This is a genomic window from Ramlibacter paludis (assembly GCF_022012305.1).
In the GTDB taxonomy this organism is placed as follows: domain Bacteria; phylum Pseudomonadota; class Gammaproteobacteria; order Burkholderiales; family Burkholderiaceae_C; genus Ramlibacter; species Ramlibacter paludis.
In genome coordinates, this window is record NZ_JAKLTM010000001.1 from 884,697 (window position 1) to 908,210 (window position 23,514).

The 23,514-nt window shown below is 67.3% G+C and carries 20 protein-coding genes; 15 read left to right on the forward strand and 5 right to left on the reverse strand.

Annotated features, from left to right (window positions below):
• Positions 1-27 precede the first annotated feature (27 nt).
• The 3 genes from LZ009_RS04560 to LZ009_RS04570 are packed head-to-tail and all read left to right on the forward strand — an operon-like array spanning position 28 to position 2,414.
• Positions 28-450: a rubrerythrin family protein gene (locus tag LZ009_RS04560; protein WP_275696680.1), complete on the forward strand. Its 423-nt coding sequence runs from the start codon at positions 28-30 to the stop codon at positions 448-450.
• Positions 451-468: 18 nt separating this feature from the next.
• On the forward strand, positions 469-1,821 hold the full coding sequence (locus LZ009_RS04565) for a (Fe-S)-binding protein (protein WP_275696681.1): 1,353 nt from the start codon (positions 469-471) through the stop codon (positions 1,819-1,821).
• A gap of 2 nt (positions 1,822-1,823) precedes the next feature.
• Positions 1,824-2,414 (forward strand): DUF3501 family protein, encoded by a 591-nt coding sequence (locus tag LZ009_RS04570; RefSeq protein ID WP_275696682.1) that lies wholly within the window; start codon positions 1,824-1,826, stop codon positions 2,412-2,414.
• Positions 2,415-2,446: 32 nt separating this feature from the next.
• Here the strand turns inward: LZ009_RS04570 and ugpQ are convergent, their stop codons facing one another.
• The 5 genes from ugpQ to ugpB all read right to left on the reverse strand — a co-directional run bounded on the left by ugpQ (position 2,447) and on the right by ugpB (position 7,366).
• Complete coding sequence (gene ugpQ, locus LZ009_RS04575; RefSeq protein ID WP_275696683.1) at positions 2,447-3,187, reverse strand: glycerophosphodiester phosphodiesterase; 741 nt, start codon at positions 3,185-3,187, stop codon at positions 2,447-2,449.
• Positions 3,187-4,197 carry a sn-glycerol-3-phosphate import ATP-binding protein UgpC gene (locus tag LZ009_RS04580; protein WP_275696684.1) on the reverse strand — a complete coding sequence of 337 codons (1,011 nt, stop codon included), beginning with the start codon at positions 4,195-4,197 and terminating at the stop codon, positions 3,187-3,189. The genes ugpQ and LZ009_RS04580 overlap by 1 nt, the downstream gene beginning before the upstream one ends.
• Before the next feature lies 1 nt (position 4,198).
• Complete coding sequence (gene ugpE, locus LZ009_RS04585) at positions 4,199-5,053, reverse strand: sn-glycerol-3-phosphate ABC transporter permease UgpE (protein WP_275696685.1); 855 nt, start codon at positions 5,051-5,053, stop codon at positions 4,199-4,201.
• Between the two features lies 1 nt (position 5,054).
• Positions 5,055-5,936 carry a sn-glycerol-3-phosphate ABC transporter permease UgpA gene (gene ugpA / locus LZ009_RS04590; RefSeq protein ID WP_275696686.1) on the reverse strand — a complete coding sequence of 294 codons (882 nt, stop codon included), beginning with the start codon at positions 5,934-5,936 and terminating at the stop codon, positions 5,055-5,057.
• Between the two features lie 119 nt (positions 5,937-6,055).
• Positions 6,056-7,366, reverse strand: a complete 1,311-nt coding sequence (gene ugpB / locus LZ009_RS04595; RefSeq protein ID WP_275696687.1) for a sn-glycerol-3-phosphate ABC transporter substrate-binding protein UgpB — start codon at positions 7,364-7,366, stop codon at positions 6,056-6,058.
• Positions 7,367-7,547: 181 nt separating this feature from the next.
• On the opposite strand from ugpB, the gene LZ009_RS04600 reads away from it, so the two are divergent.
• The 12 genes from LZ009_RS04600 to aspS all read left to right on the forward strand — a co-directional run bounded on the left by LZ009_RS04600 (position 7,548) and on the right by aspS (position 23,470).
• Positions 7,548-11,435, forward strand: coding sequence for an FAD/FMN-binding oxidoreductase (locus LZ009_RS04600; RefSeq protein WP_275696688.1), 3,888 nt, complete (start codon positions 7,548-7,550; stop codon positions 11,433-11,435).
• Positions 11,436-11,600: 165 nt separating this feature from the next.
• Positions 11,601-12,953, forward strand: a complete 1,353-nt coding sequence (locus tag LZ009_RS04605; protein WP_275696689.1) for a FecR family protein — start codon at positions 11,601-11,603, stop codon at positions 12,951-12,953.
• Positions 12,954-13,029: 76 nt separating this feature from the next.
• Positions 13,030-14,637 (forward strand): ShlB/FhaC/HecB family hemolysin secretion/activation protein, encoded by a 1,608-nt coding sequence (locus LZ009_RS04610; RefSeq protein WP_275696690.1) that lies wholly within the window; start codon positions 13,030-13,032, stop codon positions 14,635-14,637.
• Positions 14,638-14,684: 47 nt separating this feature from the next.
• The gene (locus LZ009_RS04615; protein WP_275696691.1) at positions 14,685-15,113 is read left to right on the forward strand and encodes a gamma-butyrobetaine hydroxylase family protein; all 429 of its coding nucleotides are present in this window, start codon (positions 14,685-14,687) and stop codon (positions 15,111-15,113) included.
• A gap of 10 nt (positions 15,114-15,123) precedes the next feature.
• On the forward strand, positions 15,124-15,855 hold the full coding sequence (ubiE, locus tag LZ009_RS04620) for a bifunctional demethylmenaquinone methyltransferase/2-methoxy-6-polyprenyl-1,4-benzoquinol methylase UbiE (RefSeq protein ID WP_275696692.1): 732 nt from the start codon (positions 15,124-15,126) through the stop codon (positions 15,853-15,855).
• Between the two features lie 36 nt (positions 15,856-15,891).
• Positions 15,892-16,884, forward strand: a complete 993-nt coding sequence (locus LZ009_RS04625) for a Tim44 domain-containing protein (protein WP_275696693.1) — start codon at positions 15,892-15,894, stop codon at positions 16,882-16,884.
• A 30-nt stretch (positions 16,885-16,914) separates the two neighbouring features.
• Positions 16,915-17,499, forward strand: a complete 585-nt coding sequence (locus tag LZ009_RS04630) for a hypothetical protein (RefSeq protein ID WP_275696694.1) — start codon at positions 16,915-16,917, stop codon at positions 17,497-17,499.
• Positions 17,496-19,052, forward strand: coding sequence for a ubiquinone biosynthesis regulatory protein kinase UbiB (gene ubiB / locus LZ009_RS04635; protein WP_275696695.1), 1,557 nt, complete (start codon positions 17,496-17,498; stop codon positions 19,050-19,052). Before LZ009_RS04630 ends, ubiB begins: the two co-directional genes overlap by 4 nt.
• 46 nt (positions 19,053-19,098) lie before the next feature.
• Complete coding sequence (locus tag LZ009_RS04640) at positions 19,099-20,574, forward strand: high affinity choline transporter 1 (protein WP_275696696.1); 1,476 nt, start codon at positions 19,099-19,101, stop codon at positions 20,572-20,574.
• Between the two features lie 85 nt (positions 20,575-20,659).
• Positions 20,660-21,010, forward strand: a complete 351-nt coding sequence (locus LZ009_RS04645) for an FmdB family zinc ribbon protein (protein WP_275696697.1) — start codon at positions 20,660-20,662, stop codon at positions 21,008-21,010.
• An 8-nt stretch (positions 21,011-21,018) separates the two neighbouring features.
• Entirely contained in the window at positions 21,019-21,630 is a 612-nt protein-coding gene (locus LZ009_RS04650; protein ID WP_275696698.1) for a DUF502 domain-containing protein, read from the forward strand.
• A 52-nt stretch (positions 21,631-21,682) separates the two neighbouring features.
• Entirely contained in the window at positions 21,683-23,470 is a 1,788-nt protein-coding gene (gene aspS, locus LZ009_RS04655) for an aspartate--tRNA ligase (RefSeq protein ID WP_275696699.1), read from the forward strand.
• The last annotated feature ends 44 nt before the right edge of the window (positions 23,471-23,514 follow it).

Consider the following 23,514-nt stretch of genomic DNA (forward strand, 5'->3'; position numbering starts at 1 on the left):
AATTCATCCACCAGCAAGGAGATTTCCATGGCAGCACTCAAAGGCTCCAAGACGGAAGAGAACCTGAAGGCCGCATTCGCGGGCGAGTCGCAGGCGAACCGCCGCTACCTGTATTTCGCGAACAAGGCCGACGTGGAGGGCCAGAACGACGTGGCGGCGCTGTTCCGCTCCACGGCCGAAGGCGAGACCGGCCACGCGCACGGCCACCTCGAATGGCTGGAGCAGGTGGGCGACCCGGCCACCGGCCTGCCGATCGGCAGCACGCGCAACAACCTGAAGGCCGCCGTTGCCGGCGAAACCCACGAGTACACCGACATGTACCCGGGCATGGCCAAGACCGCGCGCGAGGAAGGCCACGACGAGATCGCCGACTGGTTCGAAACCCTGGCCAAGGCGGAGCGCTCGCATGCGAACCGCTACACCAAGGCCTTGAACGAACTGCAGGACTGACGTCCGCCGGAGCCCGCAATGGCCGCACGCGAAGGCAATCTCGAAGCGCCCACCCGCCACCCCATCGCCTGGCAGTCCCCGGACTACTACGACGAGGCGGCGACCTTCCAGGAACTGGAGCGCATCTTCGACATCTGCCATGGCTGTCGCCGCTGCGTCAGCCTGTGCGGCTCCTTTCCCACCCTGTTCGACCTGGTCGACGAAGGCAAGACCGGCGAAGTCGACGGGGTGGAGAAGAAGGATTACTGGAAGGTGGTCGACCAGTGCTACCTGTGCGACCTCTGCTACATGACCAAGTGCCCCTACGTGCCGCCGCACGAGTGGAACCTGGACTTCCCGCACACCATGCTGCGGGCCAAGGCGATCAAGTTCAAGCAGGGCGGCGTGAGCTTCGGCGAGAAGTTCCTGTCCTCCACCGACGTGCACGGCCAGTTCGCCGGCATCCCGGTTGTGGTGCAGGTCGCCAACGCGGTGAACCAGACCAAGCCGGCGCGCGCGCTGATGGAGAAGACGCTGAACGTGGACCGCAACGCCTGGCTGCCGGCGCTCGCCACGCGCAGGTTCCGCAGCGCCGCGCCCAAGTCCGCCGACACGCAGGTCAAGGACGGCGAGCGCTCTCCGGGCAAGGTCGCGATCTTCTCCACCTGCTACGTGAACTACAACGAGCCGGGCATCGGCCTCGACCTGCTCAAGATCCTGGCGCACAACGGCGTGCCCTACGAGCTGGTGGAGAAGGAGAAGTGCTGCGGCATGCCCAAGCTGGAGCTGGGCGACCTGGAGTCGGTCGACGCGAGCAAGCGCGCCAACATCCCGGTGCTGGCGAAGTACGCGCGCGAGGGCTACGCGATCCTGAGCGCGGTGCCCAGCTGCACCCTGATGTTCAAGCAGGAGCTGCCGCTGATGTACCCCGACGACGCCGACGTGCAGGCGGTGCGCGAGGCGATGTGGGACCCTTTCGAATACCTGGCCGCGCGCCGCCGCGACGGCCTGCTGAAGACGGAGTTCCCCAAGCCGCTGGGCAAGGTGAGTTACCAGGTGCCGTGCCACAGCCGCGTGCAGAACATCGGCAAGAAGACCGAGGAGCTGCTGAAGCTGATCCCCGGCACCTTCGTCCACACCAATGAGCGCTGCTCGGGCCACGCAGGGACCTTCGGCGTGAAGAAGCCGTACCACGAGGTCGCGATGAAGATCGGCAAGCCGCTGTTCAAGAAGATGGCGGAGCATCCCGAAGGCGGTGCGCCCGACTACATCAGCTCCGACTGTCCGCTGGGCGGCCACCACATCGACCAGGGCTTCGACCGCAACGGCCTGGGTGCGCCACGCCTGGAGCACCCGCTGTCGCTGGTGCGCATGGCCTACGGGCTCGATTGACGATGCAAGCCACCGGCAAGATCACCGCCGACAGCCTGATGACGCTGGAGGCGTACAGCAAGTGGCGCAAGGCGCACAAGGGCGAGATCCTCGCCCACCGCAAGCTGCGCACCGTGGGGCTGGGCGAGCACGTCACGCTGCTGTTCGAAAGCGAGCTGACGATGCGCTACCAGATCCAGGAGATGCTGCGCATCGAGAAGATCTTCGAGGAGGAGGGGATCCAGCAGGAGATCGACGCCTATGCGCCGCTGGTGCCGGACGGCAGCAACTGGAAGGCCACGATGCTGATCGAATATCCCGACGAGAACGAGCGCCGCCGCGAGCTGAAGCGCCTGATCGGCGTGGAGGACCGCATGTTCGTCGAGGTCGAGGGCCACCCGCGCGTCTATGCCATCGCCGACGAGGACCTGGACCGCGAGAACGACGAGAAGACCTCCGCGGTGCACTTCGTGCGCTTCGAGTTCACGCCGGCAATGCGAGCGGCGGTGAAGGCGGGTGCGGCGGTGAAAGTGGGGTGCGACCACACCAACTATCCGGCGCATGTCGGGATCGCGCCGGAGACGCTCGCGTCATTGGCGGGCGATTTCCGGTGATGGCTTGCGGGTCAAGCCCGCAATGACGACGTTCAATCCGGCGCGAAAAGCTCGACGCGGTCCGTGACGATCCCGTCGGTGCCCAGGTCGATCAAACGCTGCGCCGCCCACTCGTCGTTCACCGTGTAGCTCAGGCAGCGCATCCCCGCGTCCTTGACCTGCGCGACGAGCTTGCCGTCCCACAGCGCATGGTTGCAGACGATCGCCACGCACTGCAGCCGCTGCGCGATGTCGAACCAGCCGTCCCACAGCGTATCCAGCAGCAGCCCGCGCGGCAGTTCGGGCTGGGCCTGCATCGCCGCCTGCAGCGACTCGGGCCGGAACGAGGTCAGCAGCGGCGGCACCTGCACGCCTGCCCAGATCCGCGCGGCCCAGCGCGCCACCACGTCGCCCGTGGCCGCCTCCTGCCCCGGCGTCGGCTTGATCTCGATGTCGAGCAGGTAGCCGTTGGCGATGCACCAGCGCGCGAGGTTCTCGAAGGTGGGCAGGGGCTCGCCGACGTAGCCGCGCGAATGCCAGCTGCCGGCATCCAGCCGCGCGAGCTGGTCCCAGGGCTGGTCGCCGCCGAAGCCCACGCCGTTGGTGGTGCGCTCCAGCGTGGCGTCGTGCATCAGGAAGGGCACGCCGTCGGCCGACAGCTTCACGTCGCATTCGAACATGCGGTAGCCGTGCGCGGCGCCGAGCCGGAAGGCGGCCATGGTGTTTTCCGGCGCCAGCTTGCCGGCGCCGCGGTGTGCGATCCACCGCGGGTAAGGCCACTGCTGCATGGCCATCACGCGTCGATCCGCTGGCCGCTCTGCGCGTCGAACCAGTGCAGCCGGTCTTCGCGCGGCTTCACGCGGATCACCTGGTCGGCCACCGGCGAGGGCCGGCCTTCCTCGATGCGCACGATGACCTGCTCGCCGCCGACGCGGCCATAGACCAGGCGCTCGGCGCCCAGCAGCTCCACCGATTCGGTGCGCACTTCCCAGCCGTCGCTGCCGACGTCCAGATGCTCGGGCCGAATGCCGGTGATGGCGCCGCTGCGGCCGCCGGGTGCTTCCTTCAGCAGGTTCATCGGCGGCGAGCCGATGAAGCTGGCGACGAAGGTCGTGGCGGGCCGGTGGTAGACCTCTTCCGGCGTGCCGAACTGCTCCATCCGGCCGGCGTTCATGACGATCATGCGCTGCGCCAGCGTCATCGCTTCCACCTGGTCGTGCGTGACGAAGAGGGACGTGATGCCCAGCTCGCGGTGCAGCTTCTGGATCTCCAGGCGGGTCTGCGCGCGCAGCTTGGCGTCCAGGTTGGACAGCGGCTCGTCGAACAGGAAGACCTGCGGCTGGCGCACGATGGCGCGGCCCATGGCCACGCGCTGGCGCTGGCCGCCGGAGAGCTGGCGCGGCTTGCGATCGAGCAGGTGACCCAGTTCCAGGATGCCGGCGGCCTTGTCCACGCGCTGCTTGATCTCCTCGATCGGCATCTTGCGGATCTTCAGCCCGTAGGCCATGTTCTCGAACACGCTCATGTGCGGGTAGAGCGCGTAGTTCTGGAACACCATGGCGATGTCGCGTTCGGCCGGCTCCAGGTTGTTCACCACGCGGTCGCCGATGGCGATCTCGCCGCCGCTGATTTCTTCCAGCCCGGCCACCATGCGCAGCAGCGTCGACTTGCCGCAGCCCGAAGGCCCCACGATGACGATGAACTCGCGATCGGCGATCTCGGCGTTCACGCCGCGGATCACCTGCAGTTCGGACTTGCCCTTGCCGTACTTCTTGACGACGTTGCGAAGAGAGATGGAGGCCATATTATTTTTCGGTATCCACGAGACCTTTGACGAACCACTTCTGCATCAGGATCACGACGATCGCCGGCGGCAGCATCGCCAGGATGGCGGTGGCCATCACCACGTTCCACTCGATGTAGACCTCGCCGAAGATCAGGCGCTTGATGCCCATCACGATCGGGTACATCTTCTCGTCGGTGGTCACCAGCAGCGGCCACAGGTACTGGTTCCAGCCGTAGATGAACTGGATGACGAAGAGCGCCGCCATCGAGGTCTTGGACAGCGGCAGCAGCACGTCCTTGAAGAAGCGCATCGGGCCCGCGCCGTCCATGCGCGCCGCCTCCACCAGTTCGTCCGGCACCGTCAGGAAGAACTGGCGGAACAGGAAGGTGGCCGTGGCCGAGGCGATCAGCGGGATCGTCAGGCCCGACATCGTGTTCAGCATCTTCAGGTCCGACACCACCTGGTAGGTCGGGCCGATGCGCACTTCCACCGGCAGCATCAGCGTGACGAACACCATCCAGAAGACGAGGTTCTTGGCCGGGAAGCGGAAGTAGACGATGGCGAAGGCCGACAGCAGCGAGATCGCGATCTTGCCGATGGCGATGATCAGCGCGCTGGCCAGGCTGATGCCCATCATGGGCAGGGCGGGGGCCACCGTCGCGCCGGCTTCGGTCTTGCCGCCGAACAGCGCGAAGCGGTAGCTTTCCAGGAAGTTGCTCCCGGGCAGCAGCGAGATCGGGTTGCTGGTGAGGATCTGCGCCGCCGTCTGGGTCGAGCCGACGAAGGTGACGTAGATCGGGAAGAACACCACGATGACCCCGACGATCAGGATCAGGTGGGAGAAGAAGTCGAGGATTGGATTCCGTTGAACCATGTTAGTAATGGACCTTCTTCTCGACGTACCGGAACTGGATGACCGTCAGCGCCATCACGATCGCCATCAGCACGACCGACTGCGCGGCCGAGCCGTTGATGTCCAGCGCCTTGAAGCCGTCGTAGTAGACCTTGTAGACCAGGATCGCCGTTTCCTTGCCGGGCCCGCCGTGCGTGGCCGCGTCGACGATGGCGAAGGTCTCGAAGAAGGCGTAGATGATGTTGATCACCAGCAGGAAGAAGGTGGTGGGCGACAGCAGCGGAAACACGATCGACCAGAAGCGCTTCCAGGGCGTGGCGCCGTCGATGGTGGCCGCCTCGATCAGCGACTGCGGGATCGACTGCAGGCCGGCCAGGAAGAACAGGAAGTTGTACGACAGGTGCTTCCAGATGGCGGCCATCACGATCAGGGCCATCGCGTGGTTGGCGTTGAGCAGGTGGTTCCAGTCGAAGCCCATCTCGATCAGCGCGTAGCGGACCACGCCGTAGGGCGAGGCGAACATCATCAGCCACAGCACGCCGGCCACCACGGGGGCGACGGCATAGGGCCAGATCAGGAGCGTCTTGTACAGGCCGGAGGCGCGCACCACGCGGTTGGCCATCACGGCCAGCAGCAGCGACACCGCCAGGCCGCCGACGGCGACCAGGATCGAGAAGACCGCGGTCGTCTTGAACGACGCCAGGTAGCTCGGGTCGGCGAACAGCCGCTGGAAGTTGGCCATGCCGACGAACTCGCTGCTGGAGCCGAAGGCGTCCTCCTGCAGCACGCTCTGGTACAGCGCCTGGCCCGCGGGCCAGAAAAAGAACACCAGGATGACGGCCATCTGCGGTGCGATCAGCACCCAGGGCAGCCATGCCGACTTGAAAAGGACCCGTTTCTCCATACGCGCGATTCTCGCTCACCAAAGAAACACCCTCCCCCGCTTGGCGGGGGAGGGCGGGGGAAGGGGTGCCGTCATCCTGGGTGCGAGCAGCGGAGCGCGCAGGGAAGGCGGCAAGTCCGTCAGGACTTGTTAGCCTTCTCGAAGCGCTCGAGCTGCTCGTTGCCGCGCTTGACGGCCTCGTCCAGCGCTTCCTTCGGCTGCTTCGCGCCGCGCCACACGCCTTCGAGTTCCTCGTCGATGATGGTGCGGATCTGCAGGAAGTTGCCCAGGCGCACGCCGCGCGACTTGTCGGTGGTCTTGCGGACCATCTGGTTCACCGAGACGTCGTAGCCGGCATTCTGCTTGTAGAAGCCGGACTTCTCGGTCATCTCGAACGAAGCCTTGGTCACGGGCAGGTAGCCGGTGCGCTGGTGGCTGGCGGCGGCCACTTGCGGCTGCGACAGGTACTGGAAGAACTTCGCCACGCCCTTGTACTCCTCGGGCTTCTTGCCGGAGAGCACCCACAGGCTGGCGCCGCCGATCACCGTGTTCTGCGGCGCGCCGGGAACGTCCGGGTAGTAGGGCAGGGTGCCGATGCCGTAGGCGAACTTGCCGTTGCGCTTGACGCTGCCGGCCAGGGCCGACGAGGCCGTCGCCATCGCGCATTCGCCGGAGACGAAGGTCGCGTCGGCGGCGTTGTCACGGCCCTTGTAGACGAACAGGCCGCTCTTGGCCATGTTGGCCAGGTTCTCGATGTGGCGCACGTGCAGCGGGCTGTTGAAGGCCAGCCGCGTGTCCAGGCCGCCGAAGCCGTTGTTCTTGGTCGCGTACAGCACGTTGTGCCAGGCCGAGAAGCTTTCCAGCTGCGTCCAGCTGATCCAGCTGGTGGTGAACGGGCACTTGTGGCCGGAGGCCTTCAGCTTGGCGGCGGCGAGCGCCACTTCCGGCCAGGTGGTCGGCGGCTTCTCGGGGTCGAGGCCGGCGGACTTGAAGGCGTCCTTGTTGTAGTGGAAGACCGGCGTGGAGCTGTTGAAGGGGAAGCTCAGCATCTGGCCGTTGGGGGCCGTGTAGTAGCCGGCGACCGCCGGGACGTACACGCTGGGGTCGAACTTCAGGCCGGCGTCGGTCATCACCTTGGCCACGGGCACGATGGCGCCCTTGGAGGCCATCATGGTCGCGGTGCCCACTTCGAACACCTGCACGATGTTCGGGGCGTTGCCGGCGCGGTAGGCGGCGATGGCCGCGGTCATCGACTCGGCGTAGCTGCCCTTGAAGGTCGGGACGATCTTGTAGTCCTTCTGGCTGGCATTGAAGTCCTTGGCCAGGTCGTTGACCCACTCGCCCAGGGCGCCGCCCATGGAGTGCCACCACTGGATCTCGGTCTGCGCCTGGGCCGGGGCCGCGAACGCGAATGCGGCGGTCAGCGCGAAGGCGGAAAGCTTGAATTTCATCTGCAGGGTCCTCGTTCGGATGCAAAGCCCGTGACTGTACGGGCAATTTGTGACCGCGATTAGACAAACGCCCCGCCGCAGGGGCAAGCGGGTTTCCCATAGCCCCCGTGCGCCGTGCTGCACTGCGGTAACATCTTCCTTCAGCCGGCACTGCATTCGTTTGGCTGACATGGATCACCAGATGAACGCGCCGACAACACTCGAACAACTCATGGCCGCGGCCGACGGCGATGCGCCGCGCCTGCGAGAGATCCCCTACAACTACACCTCGTTCTCCGACCGCGAGATCGTGATCCGCCTGCTGGGGTCGCGCGCCTGGGAGATCCTGAACCAGCTGCGCGACGAGCGCCGCACCGGCCGTTCCGCCCGGATGCTGTACGAGGTGCTGGGCGACGTCTGGGTCGTTCAGCGCAATCCCTACCTGCAGGACGACCTGCTGGACAACCCCAAGCGCCGCCGCCAGCTGGTGGAGGCCCTGCAGCATCGGCTGACGGAAGTCGAGAAGCGCCGCTCGCCCGAGGGCGACCCGCAGCGCGACGCCCTGGTCGGCGAACTGCTGGATGCGGCCCGCGGCGCGGTCAAGCGTTTCGATGCGGCCTTCACGGAAACGGCCGAACTGCGCGGCCGCGCGCAGCGTGCACTGCGCCGCTATACGGCCAAGGACAACATCAAGTTCGACGGCCTCTCGCGTGTCTCGCACGTGACCGATGCGACCGACTGGCGCGTGGAGTACCCCTTCGTCGTGCTCACGCCGGACACCGAAGCCGAGATGGCCGGCCTGGTGAAGGGCTGCATCGAGCTGGGCCTGACCATCATCCCGCGCGGCGGCGGCACCGGCTACACCGGCGGCGCCATTCCGCTCACGTGGAAGAGCGCGGTGATCAACACCGAGAAGCTCGAAGCCATGACCGAGGTGGAGCTGGTCGCGATCGGCGGCCATGCCGAGCCGGTCGCCACCGTCTGGACCGAAGCGGGCGTCGTCACCCAGCGCGTCGCCGATGCGGCCGAGCGCGCGGGCTACGTATTCGCGGTCGACCCCACGTCCGCCGAAGCGAGTTGCATCGGCGGCAACGTCGCCATGAACGCCGGCGGCAAGAAGGCCGTGCTGTGGGGCACCGCGCTGGACAACCTCGTGTCCTGGCGCATGGTCACGCCCGAGGCCGAATGGCTGGAAGTGGTCCGGCTCGACCACAACCTCGGCAAGATCCACGATGCACCGGTCGCGACCTTCGAGCTGCGCTACTTCCGGGCGGCGAACAAGGTCGACTGGAGCAAGCCGGCCCGCACCGAGCAGCTGGTGATCCCCGGCGCCAGCTTCCGCAAGGAAGGCCTGGGCAAGGACGTCACCGACAAGTTCCTCTCCGGCCTGCCGGGCATCCAGAAGGAAGGCTGCGACGGCCTGATCACCAGCGCGCGCTGGGTCGTGCACAAGATGCCGCAGCACACGCGCACGGTCTGCATGGAGTTCTTCGGCAATGCCCGGGACGCCGTGCCGAGCATCGTGGAGATCAAGGACTTCATGTTCGCGGAGCAGAAGCGCACCGGCGTTGTGCTCGCGGGCCTGGAACACCTGGACGACCGCTACCTGCGCGCCGTCGGCTACGCGACCAAGTCCAAGCGCGCGGTGCTGCCGAAGATGGTGCTGATCGGCGACATCGCCGGCGACAACCCGGACGACGTGGCCCGCGCCACCTCCGAAGTGGTGCGCCTGGCCAATTCGCGCAGCGGCGAAGGCTTCATCGCCATCAGCCCGGAAGCGCGCAAGAAGTTCTGGCTGGACCGCAAGCGCACGGCCGCCATCAGCAAGCACACCAACGCCTTCAAGATCAACGAGGACGTGGTGATCCCGCTGCCGCGGATGGCGGAGTACACCGACGGCATCGAGCGCATCAACATCGAGCTGTCCCTGCGCAACAAGATCCAGCTGGCCAACGAGCTGGAAGCCTTCTTCGCGCGCGGCCGCCTGCCGCTGGGCAAGCAGGACGACGCGGCCGAACTGCCGTCGGCCGAACTGCTGGAAGACCGCGTCGGGCAGGCGCTGGAAGTGGTGCGCGAAGTGCGGCAGCAGTGGCAAGGCTGGCTGGACGACGTGGAAGCCCTGTTCCCGCAATTGCAGGACCACTCGCTGCGCGCCAGCTGGAAGACGCAGATCCGCGCGCCGCTCGCCAACGTCTTTGCCGGCGACGCCTTCGCGCCCATCCTGGCGGAGATGAACGCCATCCACCAGCGCGTGCTCAAGGGGCGTGTGTGGGTGGCGCTGCACATGCATGCCGGCGACGGCAACGTGCACACCAACATCCCGGTCAACAGCGACGACTACGCCATGCTGCAGTCGGCGCACGAGGCGGTGAAACGCATCATGGTGCTGGCCCGCTCGCTCAACGGCGTGATCTCGGGCGAGCACGGCATCGGCATCACCAAGCTGGAATTCCTGACCGACGAGGAACTGAAGCCCTTTGCCGACTACAAGCAGAAGGTCGACCCGGAAGGCCGCTTCAACAAGGGCAAGCTGCTGCGCCACGCGCAGATGGATTCCGACACTTCGGTCTACGCCGACCTGACCAACGCCTACACGCCGTCCTTCGGCCTGATGGGGCACGAGTCGATCATCATGCAGCAGTCCGACATCGGCGCCATCGCCGATTCGGTCAAGGACTGCCTGCGCTGCGGCAAGTGCAAGCCGGTGTGCGCCACCCACGTGCCGCGCGCCAACCTGCTGTACAGCCCGCGCAACAAGATCCTCGCCACCTCGCTGCTGGTGGAGGCCTTCCTGTACGAGGAGCAGACCCGCCGCGGCGTCTCCATCAAGCACTGGGAGGAATTCGAGGACGTGGCCGACCACTGCACGGTCTGCCACAAGTGCGAGAGCCCCTGCCCGGTGAAGATCGACTTCGGCGACGTGTCGATGAACATGCGCAACCTGCTGCGCAAGATGGGGCAGAAGTCCTTCCGACCGGGCAATGCCGCGGCGATGCTGATGCTCAACGCCACCAGCCCGGAAAGCATCAAGCTGATCCGCGCCGGCCTGGTGGGCATCGGCTACAAGGCCCAGCGCTGGGGCAACAACCTGCTGCGCGGCCTGGCCCACCTGCAGGTGCAGAAGCCGCCGGAGACGCACTTCGCCGCGCCCATCAAGGAGCAGGTGGTGCACTTCATCAACAAGAAGCTGCCCGGCAACCTGCCCAAGAAGACGGCGCGCGCGCTGCTGGACATCGAGGACCGCGATTACGTCCCGATCATCCGCGACCCGAAGGCGACCACGGCCGAAAGCGAGGCGGTCTTCTACTTCCCGGGCTGCGGCTCGGAGCGCCTGTTCTCGCAGGTGGGCCTGGCGACGCAGGCGATGCTGTGGCATGCCGGCGTCCAGACGGTGCTGCCGCCTGGCTATCTCTGCTGCGGCTACCCGCAGCGCGGCTCGGGCCAGTTCGACAAGGCCGAGAAGATGATCACCGACAACCGGGTGCTGTTCCACCGCGTCGCCAACACGCTGAACTACCTGGACATCAAGACGGTGGTGGTCTCCTGCGGCACCTGCTACGACCAGCTGCAAGGCTACGAGTTCGACAAGATCTTCCCCGGCTGCCGCATCATCGACATCCACGAGTACCTGCTGGAAAAGGGCATCACGCTGGAGGGCGCGGGCGGCTACCTGTACCACGACCCCTGCCACACGCCCATGAAGCTGCAGGACCCGATGAAGACGGTGAAGGCGCTGGTGGGGGACAACGTGCGCAAGTCGGAGCGCTGCTGCGGCGAGTCAGGCACGCTGGCCGTCACGCGGCCGGACATCTCGACCCAGGTCCGCTTCCGCAAGGAGGAGGAGCTGCGCAAGGACGAAGCGGCGCTGCGGGCCTCCGGCGCCGTCCCTGAAAAGGGCAACGTGAAGATCCTCACCAGCTGCCCGAGCTGCCTGCAAGGCCTCTCGCGCTACAACCACGACCTGCAGAACGGCCTGCTGGAGGCCGACTACATCGTGGTCGAAATGGCCAGCAAGATCCTGGGCCCCGACTGGATGCCCGCGTACGTCAAGGCGGCCAACAGCGGCGGCATCGAGCGCGTCCTCGTCTGAGCCCCGGAGAATCCGCAAGCGGGCGTGAAATCCGCACGCTTGCGGCTTCGCCTACCCCCGCGTGACGGATGCGCGGCCCAGCCGCAAACGTGTATAACCCGTGAGGAAGATTCCGGTTGCAACACCGGTTACCGGAGGTTTGGCATGCGTCCCGCAAGACATCGAATGACCTGGCTCGCGCCCCTCCTGGCCGCGCCGCTGCTGCTGCTCGCGCAGTGGGCGCACGCCCAGGCGGCCGGCGAGGTGGAGTTCGCGCGCGGCGTCGGCTTTGCCCAGACGCCCGGCCAGACTCCCCGCACCCTGGGCAAGGGCCTGCCGCTGCAGCAGGGCGACCGCCTGACCACCTCCGAAGGCGCCTCGGCCATCATCAAGCTGGCCGACGGCACCCGCATGACGGTGCGCCCCAACTCCGAACTGGTGCTGCAGCAGTACCAGTTCCAGGAAAACGCGCCGGACAACTCCATGCTGATGCAGCTGGTGCGCGGCGGCTTCCGTGCCGTCACCGGCCTGATCTCCAAGAACGCGCCGAACGCGGCGCGCGTGCAGACCAATACCGCCACCATCGGCATCCGCGGCACCGATTTCGACGCCCGCCTGTGCCAGGGCGAGTGCGCCACCGAATCCGCCCGCATCGCCGAGAGCGGCCGCCCGAACGCCGTCCAGGCGAGCGCGCGCCTCACCAATGCGCAAGGCGAGATCTACGCGGTCGATTCCAACGGCACCCGCCGGCGCCTGGTCGACGGCGGCGGCGTCTATCCCGGCGACGTGGTGGAGACCAGCCGCGGCAGCCAGGGCGTGCTCGCGTTCCGCGACGACAGCCGCATCACGCTGGGCTCGCAGACGCGCTTTCGCGTCGACAACTTCGTCTACGACGACAAGAACGCCGGCGAAGGCCGCTTCCTCGCTTCCATCCTGCGCGGCTCGGTGCGGGCCCTCACCGGCCTGATCGCCAAGTCGAACCAGCGCAACGTCGGCTTCAGCACCGCCACCGCCACCATCGGCATCCGCGGCACGGGCTTCGACGTCGTCTGCTCCGGCGCCTGTGCCGGCGACCCGGGCGACCCGAACACGGGCCTCACGCTCTGGACCTGGCTGGGCGCCATCGAAGTGGGCCAGCCGGGGCAGACCGCGCTGCAGGTGCTGCAGGCGGGCCAGGGCCTCTTCATCCCGACCTCCGGCCCGATCCAGCAGATCAACAACCAGCCGAACGTCGACACCCCGCGCCCCGACCAGGTGAACGTGCCGGGCAACCTGTTCACCGAGAACACCGTCTCCGACGCCGCCGAGGGCCTGTTCGTGTTCGTGCGCGACGGCCACATCGAGATCGCCAGCGCCCGCGAAGTGCTGCACCTGGGCAAGGGTGAAGCGGGCTTCGCCGGCACGGGCGGCGATACGGCGCGCCCCCTCACGGTGCCCAAGTTCCTCGAGTTCGACATGATCCCGCTGCCGACGTCGAAGGCGCCGCTGCTGGCGAGCGTGCTGGGCGAAGCAGGCATCAAGAACAACAGCTGCAAATAACCCGCATTGCGGGTGGCAGCTTGCCCACCCCGATGCCAAAATCACCGCTCCGATAAAAAGAGAGCGGGCAAGAAACATGAAGCTAGGCATCGTTCCGCTCGCGCTGCTGGCCGGCGCCGCATACGCGCAGGCCCAATCACCGGCTCCCGGCCGGCCTCCCGTGCCCGCGATGGCCACGCCCGCCGCGACGGCGGTGTTTCCCATCCGCGGCTTCGTGGTCGAAGGCGAGAACCCGCTGGGCGAGGCCGAGACCAGCCGCGTGCTGGCGCCGTTCGTGCGGCCCGACGCCACCCTCGAGACCCTGCAGCAGGCGACCGCCGCGCTCGAAACCGCGCTGCGCAACGCCGGCTACGGACTGCATCGCGTAGCCCTGCTGCCGCAGGAAGTGGGCGCCTCCGTCAGGCTCGCCATCGTCAAGTTCACGGTCGGCAAGGTGGGCTTCGAAGGCCGCTCCATCTACGACGAGGAAAACATCCGCCGCACGGTGCCGGAGCTGCGCGAAGGCGAGAGCCCCAACTTCCGGCGGCTGGCGATCCAGACCGCCATCGCCAACGAGAACCCGAACAAGCAGGTGCAGGTCGGCCTGCGCGAGTCCGACGAGCCGGACCGCATCGACGCCACCATCACCGTGCGCGAGCAGCGGCCCTGGACCTTCGGCCTCCTCGCCTCCAACGGCGGCTCGAAGAACACCGGCGAGGACCGCGTCACCGTCACGGCGGGCCACACCAACCTGTTCAACCGCGACCACCAGTTCGTGGGCGCCTACACCACCTCCCTGCAGCGCACGGACGACGTCAAGCAGCTGGGCCTGGCCTACAAGATCCCGCTGTACGCGCTGGGCGGCGTGATCGGCGCCTCTTACACGCGCTCGGACGTGGTCGGCAACTTCGGCACCTTCAACAGCACCGGTGCCGGCCATACCTTCGGCGTCAACTACACGTGGTACCTGGCGCCGCAGGGCGGCCGCCGCAGCTACATGATCTTCGCGCTCGACGACAAGGTCTTCGACGCCTCGAAGATCAACGACGTGGTGGTGCCCGGCGCGCTCGATCGCCGCAGCCGTCCCGTCTCCGTCGGCTACGCCGCGCGCACCGAGACCGACACCGCCGTGTGGGGCTACGACGCTTCCCTGGCCGCCAACACCGGCCAGGGTTCGCACAACGACCTGGCGTCCTACCAGTCGGAAGACCCGCGCGTCGACACGGTGCACTTCAAGGTGCTGCGGGCCAACGCCAGCTACTCGGGCCAGCTGCCCAAGGCCTGGCAATGGACGGCGCGCGGCTCGGCCCAGTACAGCCCCGATGTCCTGATCTCCGGCGAACAGTTCGGCCTGGGCGGCCAGTATTCGGTGCGCGGCACCGACATCGAGCGGCCGATCTCGGGCGACAAGGGCGTGTCCGGGACGGTGGAACTGAGCACGCCCGAGCTGCTGCCGGGCCTGCGGCTGCTGGGCTTCGTCGACGGCGGCTACCTCTGGAACAACAAGCCCAACGGCACCAGCAAGCCTTCCAGTGACCACCTGGCCAGCGCCGGCGTAGGCCTGCGCTTCTTCAAGGGCAGCTTCTACGCCAGCCTCGACTGGGGCCGCATCCTGGCCGGCAGCAAGGTGCCGCTCACCATCAATTCCTCGGCGCCGCAGGAAGGCGACGACCGCTTCTACGCCAACATCGGCTTGCGCTTCTAGGGGCCGCCGCGCCACGCGTGCGGGGCGCAAGCCCTACACTCGGAAGCATGGCAGGCCTTCGCACCGAAACCCCCCAACCCGAATCGCTGACCGTCCACGGCCAGTCGCGCGTCCTCGAGGTCGGCTTTGCCGACGGTTCGCGTTTTCGCATCCCCTTCGAACTGATGCGCGTGTACTCGCCCTCGGCCGAGGTGCAGGGCCACGGCCCCGGCCAGGAAGTGCTGCAGACCGGCAAGCGCGAGGTCGAAGTGGCGCAGATCGAGCCGGTCGGCAACTACGGCGTCAAGCCGACCTTCAGCGACGGCCACGACAGCGGCATCTTCACCTGGGACTACCTGTACTTCCTGGGCAGCCAGCAGGACCAGCTGTGGGCCGACTACACGCGCCGGCTGGAAGAAGCGGGCGTGGACCGCGATGCGCCCATGGAAGCCAAGGGCGGCCATGGCGGCCACGGCCATGCCTGCGGCAGCCATTGAACACGAGACGATGAGCAAAACCCATTTCGGCTTCGAATCGGTCGAGGAGCGCGACAAGGCCAGGCGCGTGCGTGGTGTCTTCGACTCCGTCGCGCCGCGCTACGACCTCATGAACGACCTGATGTCGCTCGGCCTGCACCGCGCCTGGAAGGCGTTCACGGTGCTGGCCGCCGACGTGCGCCCGGGCCACCGCGTGCTGGACATCGCCGGCGGCACCGGCGACCTGGCGCAGGCCTTTGCGAAGAAGGCCGGCCCCACTGGCATGGTGGTCCACACCGACATCAACGCCGCCATGCTGGGCGTCGGCCGCGACCGCCTGCTCGACGCCGGCCTCGTGCTGCCGACCCTGGTGTGCGACGGCGAGAAGCTGCCCTTCGCGGCGGAGAGCTTCGACCGCGTCAGCGTCGGCTTCGGCCTGCGCAACATGACGCACAAGGACCTGGCGCTGGCGGAGATGAACCGCGTGCTCAAGCCGGGCGGCAAGCTGCTGGTGCTGGAATTCTCCAAAGTCGCGCGACCGTTGGAGAAAGCCTACGACTGGTACTCCTTTTCCGTGCTCCCCAGGTTGGGCCGGATGGTCGCCGGCGACGAAGCGAGTTACCGTTACCTGGCAGAGTCCATCCGCATGCATCCCGGCCAGGAGGAACTCAAGGCCATGATGAAGAAATGCGGTTTCGGGCACGTGGACTATCACAACCTCACGGGTGGGGTGGCCGCGCTGCATGTTGCAATCAAGTGCTGAGTCCGCATCTGACGAAGGATGCAAAGGAAGGTAGCCATGAAAGTCTGGACGGTTCTCCTGGCCTCGGTGCTTGCCCTGGGCGCGTTTGACGCGGAGGCGGCGCGCCGCCTGGGCGGCGGCGGCTCGATCGGCCGCCAGTCCTCCAACGTGACGCAGCGCCAGGCGTCGCCGGCGCCCGCCTCCCCGGCCGTGGCGCCGAGCAACGCGGCCAAGCCCGCTCCGGCCGCGCCGGCCACCACGCCGGCTGCGGCGCCACGCAAGCCGTGGGCCGGCATCCTGGGCGGCCTCGCCGCCGGGCTGGGCCTGGCCTGGCTGGCGCACACGCTCGGCTTCGGCGAGGCCTTCGGCCAGTTCATGCTGTTCGCACTGCTGGCCCTGGTGATCATGGTCGTCATCGGCATGGTGATGCGGCGCCGCGCGCAGGGCGGGGCCGCTTCCGGCGACCGCTATGCCTACCAGGGCGCCAGCGCCGACGCGCCGGTGTCGCCGCCCCAGTACAACCCCAGCAAGATCGGCAACGATGCGTCCGCCCGTCCCTGGGAGCGCGCGACGACGGCCTTCGAAGCCAACCGCGACGCGGCGCCGGCTGCGGGAGCCGGCGGCATCCGCATCGGTTCCGCGCTGGAGACGCCGGCGAACCCGCTGGCCGGTTCGCAGCAGTGGGGCGTGCCCGCCGGCTTCGACACCGAGGGCTTCCTGGCCGCCGCCAAGCGCAATTTCGTGACCCTGCAGGACGCCTGGGACCGGGCCGACCTGAAGGTGCTGCGCGGCATGATGACCGACGAGATGATGCGCGAGATCGAGAAGCAGCCGGCCACCGGCGGCAAGACCGAGGTGGTGATGCTCGAGGCCCAGCTCCTGGGCATCGAGGAGAGCCCCGAGGACTACCTGGCCAGCGTCGAGTTCTCCGGGATGATCCGCGAGGATCCCTCGGCCGGCCCCAGCCCGTTCCGCGAGGTCTGGAACATGGTCAAGCCGAGGAACGGCTCGGCAGGCTGGCTGGTCGCGGGAGTGCAAGCGCTCCAGTAACCGGCAAAGGTCAGGAATAATCGGGGGACTATGGCGACACAGTCCCCCGCTTCATTTTTCGACCAGCTCTTCGACAAGGTCGGCCACGCGCTGCAACCGCCGCCCTGGCTCGTCGAGGAGATGCAGCGGCGGCTCGTGCTGTTGTTGAACCACGTGCTGCAGCAGGAACCGGAGGCGCAGGCGCGCCTGAAGCGGCAGACGGGGCGGATGGTGGAGGCGCACTGGCGCGTCTTCAGCGTGCGCCTGCAAGCCACGCCCGCGGGCCTGCTGGAACTCGGCTCGCCCGCGCAGCAACCCGACCTGACCCTCACCCTCACCGACGAATCGCCCTGGTCGCTGGCGCAGGCCGCGCTGCGCGGCGACAAGCCGGCCGTGCGCATCGCCGGCGACGTGCAGCTGGCCGCCGAAGTGCAGTGGCTGGTGGACCACGTCCGCTGGGACCTGGAGGAAGACCTGTCCAAGGTGGTCGGCGATGCGCCGGCGCACGCCATGGGGCAGGGCATGCGCCGCGTGGCCGAGGCCTTGCGCGGCTTCGTCGGCGGCCGCGGCGCCGGTGCAGGTGCGCCGCCCGTGCCGCCGGTGCCGCCGGCCGGGCCGGGGCAGGCGGGCGGATGACGCGGTACTTCCGCGCTGCCTTCATCCTCTGGGTGATCCTGCGCTACGGGCTGGACGAGCTGGCGCTCTCCGGCTTCCGGCTGCGCGGGCTGGCCCGGGTGATCACGTTCGGCCGCAAGCTCGACGCGCCGCGCGGCCAGCGCCTGCGCCAGGCCCTGGAGCATCTCGGCCCCATCTTCGTGAAGTTCGGGCAGGTGTTGTCCACCCGGCGCGACCTGCTGCCGGCCGACATCGCCGACGAACTGGCCATGCTGCAGGACCGCGTGCCGCCTTTCCCGTCCGAGGTGGCGGTGGCGACCATCGAGCGCGCCTTCCGCCGCCCGCTGGCGGAAGTCTTCGAGAGCTTCGAACAGGAGCCGGTGGCCAGCGCCTCGATCGCGCAGGTGCACTTCGCCGTGATCCGCACCCGCGACGGCACGCTGCGCGAGGTGGCGGTGAAGGTGCTGCGCCCGGGCATGCTGCCGGTGATCGAGAAGGACCTCGACCTGATGCGCATGATGGCCGGCTGGGTCGAGAACATCTCGCTCGACGCGCGCCGCCTGAAGACGCGCGAGGTGGTGGCCGAATTCGACAAGTACCTGCACGACGAGCTGGACCTGGTGCGCGAAGCCGCCAACGCCGCGCAGCTGCGCCGCAACATGCAGGGCCTGCACCTGGTGCTGATCCCGGAGATGTACTGGGACTTCGTGCATCCGGAAGTGATCGTGATGGAGCGCATGACCGGCGTTCCCATCAGCCAGACCGAGCGCCTGGTGGCGGCGGGCGTCGACCTGCGCCAGCTGGCGCGCGACGGCGTCACGATCTTCTTCACCCAGGTGTTCCGCGACGGCTTCTTCCATGCCGACATGCACCCGGGCAACATCCAGGTGAGCCTGGAGCAGGGCACCTTCGGCCGCTACATCTCGCTGGACTTCGGGATCATCGGCACGCTCACCGAGCACGACAAGGAATACCTGGCGCAGAACTTCACCGCTTTCTTCCGGCGCGACTACAAGCGGGTCGCGGAACTGCACATCGAATCGGGCTGGGTGCCGCCCGGCACGCGCGTCGACGAGCTCGAGGCCGCGGTGCGCACGGTGTGCGAGCCGTATTTCGACCGCCCTTTGCGCGAGATCTCACTGGGCATGGTGCTGATGCGGCTCTTCCAGATGTCGCGCCGCTTCCAGGTCGACATCCAGCCGCAGCTGGTGCTGCTGCAGAAGACGCTGCTGAACATCGAGGGCCTGGGCCGCCAGCTGGACCCCGAACTCGATCTCTGGAGCACGGCCAAGCCTTTCCTCGAGCGCTGGATGCTGGACCAGGTCGGGCCGCAGAAGCTGTTCGAGGAGCTGCGCGACCAGGCGCCGCGCTTCGCCAAGATCCTGCCGGAACTGCCGCGCCTGGTGCACTCCTACCTGCAGCACCACGAGAAGGACAACAACGCGGACCTGCGCGCGCTGCTGGCGGAGCAGCGCCGCACCAACCGCCTGCTGCAGATCCTGGTCTGGGGCGTGACCGCTACCGCGATCGGCGTCGTCGTGCTGCAATTCCTGGTGCGCGGCCACCTGTTCTGAGGCGGCATAATTCCGTCGCCCGTGGAGGGGCCTTGGGGGATTTACGATGAACTACACGCTCGTCGCATTCGTGGTGCTGTACCTGCTCGGCACCCTGGCCATCGGCGTCTGGGCCGGCACGCGGATCAAGAACACGACGGACTTCGCGATCGCGGGGCGCAGCCTGCCCCTGATCATGGTGGTTACCACCACCTTCGCCACCTGGTTCGGCGCCGAGACCGTCATGGGCATCCCGGCGCGCTTCGTCCAGGGCGGCCTGAACGCGATCGTCGAGGACCCCTTCGGCGCCGGCACCTGCCTGATCCTGGTGGGCCTGTTCTTCGCCACGAAGCTTTACAAGCAGAACCTGCTGACCATCGGCGACTTCTACCGCCAGCGCTACGGCCGCGGCATCGAGGTGTTCTGCTCCGCCGCGATCATCCTGAGCTACCTGGGCTGGGTCGCCGCGCAGATCACCGCGCTGGGCCTGGTCTTCTCGGTGCTCACCAACGGCGCGATGTCCGAAACCACCGGCATGGTGGTCGGCACGCTGGCCGTACTGGTCTACGTGGTGATCGGCGGCTTCCTGGCGGTGGCCTGGACCGACTTCATCCAGATGATCGTGCTGGTGGTGGGCCTGACCATCATCGCCATCTTCTCGGCCGACCTGGCCGGCGGCGCCGGCAAGGTGATCGACCTGGCCACGCACAAGGAGCTGTGGAACTTCTTCCCAGCGCCCACCCTGACGGACATGGCCTTCTTCGTCGCCGCCGGCGTGACCATGATGCTGGGAAGCATCCCGCAGCAGGACGTCTTCCAGCGCGTCATGTCGGCCAAGGACGCCAACACGGCCCGCAACGGCGCCGTGATCGGCGGCATCTCGTACATCCTGTTCGCCTTCGTGCCGATGTTCATCGTGGCCAGCGCGGTCGTCGTGATGGGCGACAGCGCCATGGAGCTCGCGAAGAACGACTACCAGAAGGTGCTGCCCACCTTTGTGCTGACCAAGATGCCGCTGGTGATGCAGATCCTGTTCTTCGGCGCGCTGCTCTCGGCGATCAAGAGCACCTCGTCGGCCACGCTGCTGGCGCCTTCGACCAGCTTCGTCGAGAACATCCTGAAGAACCTGCGCCCGGGCATGAACGACAAGCAGCAGCTGTTTGCCATGCGCGCCACCATCGTCATCTTCACCTCGCTGGTGCTGGCCTACGCCGTGGCGATGAAGGGCACCTCGATCTACGACCTGGTGTCCTCCGCCTACCAGGTCACGCTGGTCGGCGCCTTCGTCCCGCTGGTGATGGGCCTGTACTGGAAGCGCGCCACGACCCAGGGCGCCATCGTCTCGGTGGCGTTCGGCATCGCGGTCTGGATCCTGTTCTTCCCCCAGGTGGGCGGCGAAGCGCTGTCCAAGGCCTTTCCGGGCCAGCTGGCGGGGCTGCTGGCGGCCTTCGTCGGCATGATCGTCGGCTCGCTGGCGCCGCAGAAGCTGCGCAACCGCCACGAGCACGTGCACCACGTCCAGGGCCTGCCGGCGGCGCGGTAGGGCCGCCCGGGGGGCGGAGGGCTTGGAAAGAGGCCCTCCGTCTATAATTGAGGGCTTTGCACCCCCCGACTTCCTGACAACCGCCATGCCCATCTACGCCTACAAGTGCGGCTCCTGTGGCCATGCCAAGGACGTCCTGCAGAAGATCTCCGACGCCCCGCTGACGACCTGCCCGGCGTGCGGTGCGGAAAGTTTCACGAAACAGGTTACCGCCGCCGGCTTCCAGTTGAAGGGTTCCGGCTGGTACGTGACGGATTTCCGCGGCGGCAGCGGCGGCGCGAGCGCGCCCGCGGCCGACAAGCCGGCGGATGCGACCAAGTCCGGCGACGCTGCCAAGCCCGCGGACACGGCCGCCAAGCCGGCCGAAACCGCCAAGAGCGACAGCCCCCCCGCCCCGGCGGCCAAGAAGCTGGACACGCCCAGCGCGGCCGCCTGAGGACACGCATGCACGCCCTGCGCAAATGGCTGCTGGCGGGGCTGCTCGTCATCGTCCCGGTCGCCATCACCCTGGCGGTGCTGCGCTGGGTGATCGACACGCTGGACCAGACGCTGCTGATCCTGCCGGCCGACTGGCAGCCGGATCGCGTCTTCGGCATCCACATCCCCGGCTTCGGCGTGGTGCTGACGCTCGCGATCCTGCTGGTGGTGGGCGCCGCGGCCAGCAACTTCATCGGCAAGAAGCTGGTCGGCCTGGGCGACCGCGTCGTCTCGCGCATCCCGGTGGTGCGCGGCATCTATTCCAGCGTCAAGCAGGTCTCGGACACGCTGTTCTCCGAGAGCGGCAATGCCTTCCGCACCGCGGTGCTGGTGCAGTGGCCGCGCGCCGACGTCTGGACCATCGGCTTCGTCACGGGCACGCCGGGCGGCGACGTCGTCAACTACCTGCACGGCGAGGACTATCTCAGCGTGTACGTGCCCACCACGCCCAACCCCACGGGCGGCTATTTCGTGATGCTGCGCAAGAGCGACTGCATCGAATTGAAGATGAGCGTGGACGACGCGCTCAAGTACGTGGTGTCCATGGGCGTGGTTTCGCCCGGAATCACGAATCGCTAAACGCGGCCAGCGCGGCCGCCGTTATTGAAGGTTTCCCATGTCTTCCCAGAAAATGCGTACCACCTACTGCGGGCTCGTGACCGAGGCCCTGATGGGGCAAACCGTCACTTTGTGCGGCTGGGTGAATCGCCGGCGCGACCACGGCGGGGTGATCTTCGTCGACCTGCGCGACCGCGAAGGCTACGTGCAGATCGTGTGCGATCCCGACCGCGCCGACATGTTCAAGACCGCCGAAGGCCTGCGCAACGAGTTTTGCGTGCAGGTCAAGGGCCTGGTGCGCGCGCGCCCCGAAGGCACCACCAACGACAACCTCAAGAGCGGCAAGATCGAGGTGCTGTGCCACGAGCTGACGGTGCTGAACCCGTCGGTCACGCCGCCCTTCCAGCTGGACGACGACAACCTGTCGGAAACCACGCGCCTGATGCACCGCGTGCTGGACCTGCGCCGGCCGTACATGCAGAACAACCTGATGCTGCGCTACAAGGTGACGATGGAGGTGCGCAAGTTCCTCGACGCCAACGGCTTCATCGACATCGAGACGCCGATGCTGACCAAGTCGACGCCCGAAGGCGCGCGCGACTACCTGGTGCCCTCGCGCGTGCACGACGGCATGTTCTTCGCGCTGCCGCAGTCGCCCCAGCTGTTCAAGCAGCTGCTGATGGTGTCGGGCTTCGACCGCTACTACCAGATCACCAAGTGCTTCCGCGACGAGGACCTGCGCGCCGACCGCCAGCCCGAGTTCACGCAGATCGACGTGGAGACCTCCTTCCTCACCGAGGAAGAGATCCGCACCATGTTCGAAGGAATGATCCGCAGCACGTTCAAGAACGTGATCGGCGTCGACATGCCGGCCTTCCCGGTGATGACGCACACCGACGCCATGCGCCTGTACGGCTCCGACAAGCCGGACCTGCGCGTGAAGCTGGAGTTCACCGAGCTCACCGACGTGATGAAGGACGTGGACTTCAAGGTGTTCTCCGGCCCCGCCAACGCCGAGGACGGCCGCGTGGTCGGCCTGCGCGTGCCGGCCGGCGGCGAGATGAGCCGCGGCGAGATCGACGGCTACACCGAGTTCGTCAAGATCTACGGCGCCAAGGGCCTGGCCTGGATCAAGGTCAACGACGTGGCCAAGGGCCGCGACGGCCTGCAATCGCCGATCGTGAAAAACATCCACGACGCCGCCATCGCCGAGATCCTCAAGCGCACCGGCGCGCAGAACGGCGACCTCGTCTTCTTCGGCGCCGACAAGGCCAAGGTGGTCAACGACTCGATCGGCGCGCTGCGCGTGAAGGTCGGCCACAGCGAATTCGGCAAGTCGCACGGCCTGGTCGAAGGCCAGTGGAAGCCGCTCTGGGTCGTCGATTTTCCGATGTTCGAGTTCGACGACGATGCGCAGCGCTGGAATGCCGTGCACCACCCGTTCACCTCGCCCAAGGACGGCCACGAGGACTGGCTCGAGACCAACCCCGGCCGCTGCCTGGCCAAGGCCTACGACGCGGTGCTGAACGGCATCGAGCTCGGTGGCGGCTCGGTGCGTATCCACCGCGAGGACGTGCAGAGCAAGGTGTTCCGCGCGCTCAAGATCGACGCCGAGGAAGCCAAGCTCAAGTTCGGCTTCCTGCTGGACGCGCTGCAGTACGGTGCGCCCCCGCACGGCGGCATCGCCATCGGCCTGGACCGCTTCGTGATGCTGATGACGGGCGCCGAGTCCCTGCGCGACGTGATCGCCTTCCCGAAGACCCAGCGCGCCCAGGACCTGCTGACCCAGGCGCCGGGCCCGGTGGACGAGAAGCAGCTGCGGGAACTGCATATCCGATTGCGCAACCCGGCCGCGGCCTGACGCGGCAGAATGAAAGGCACCTCCGGGTGTCTTTTTTTCTGCTC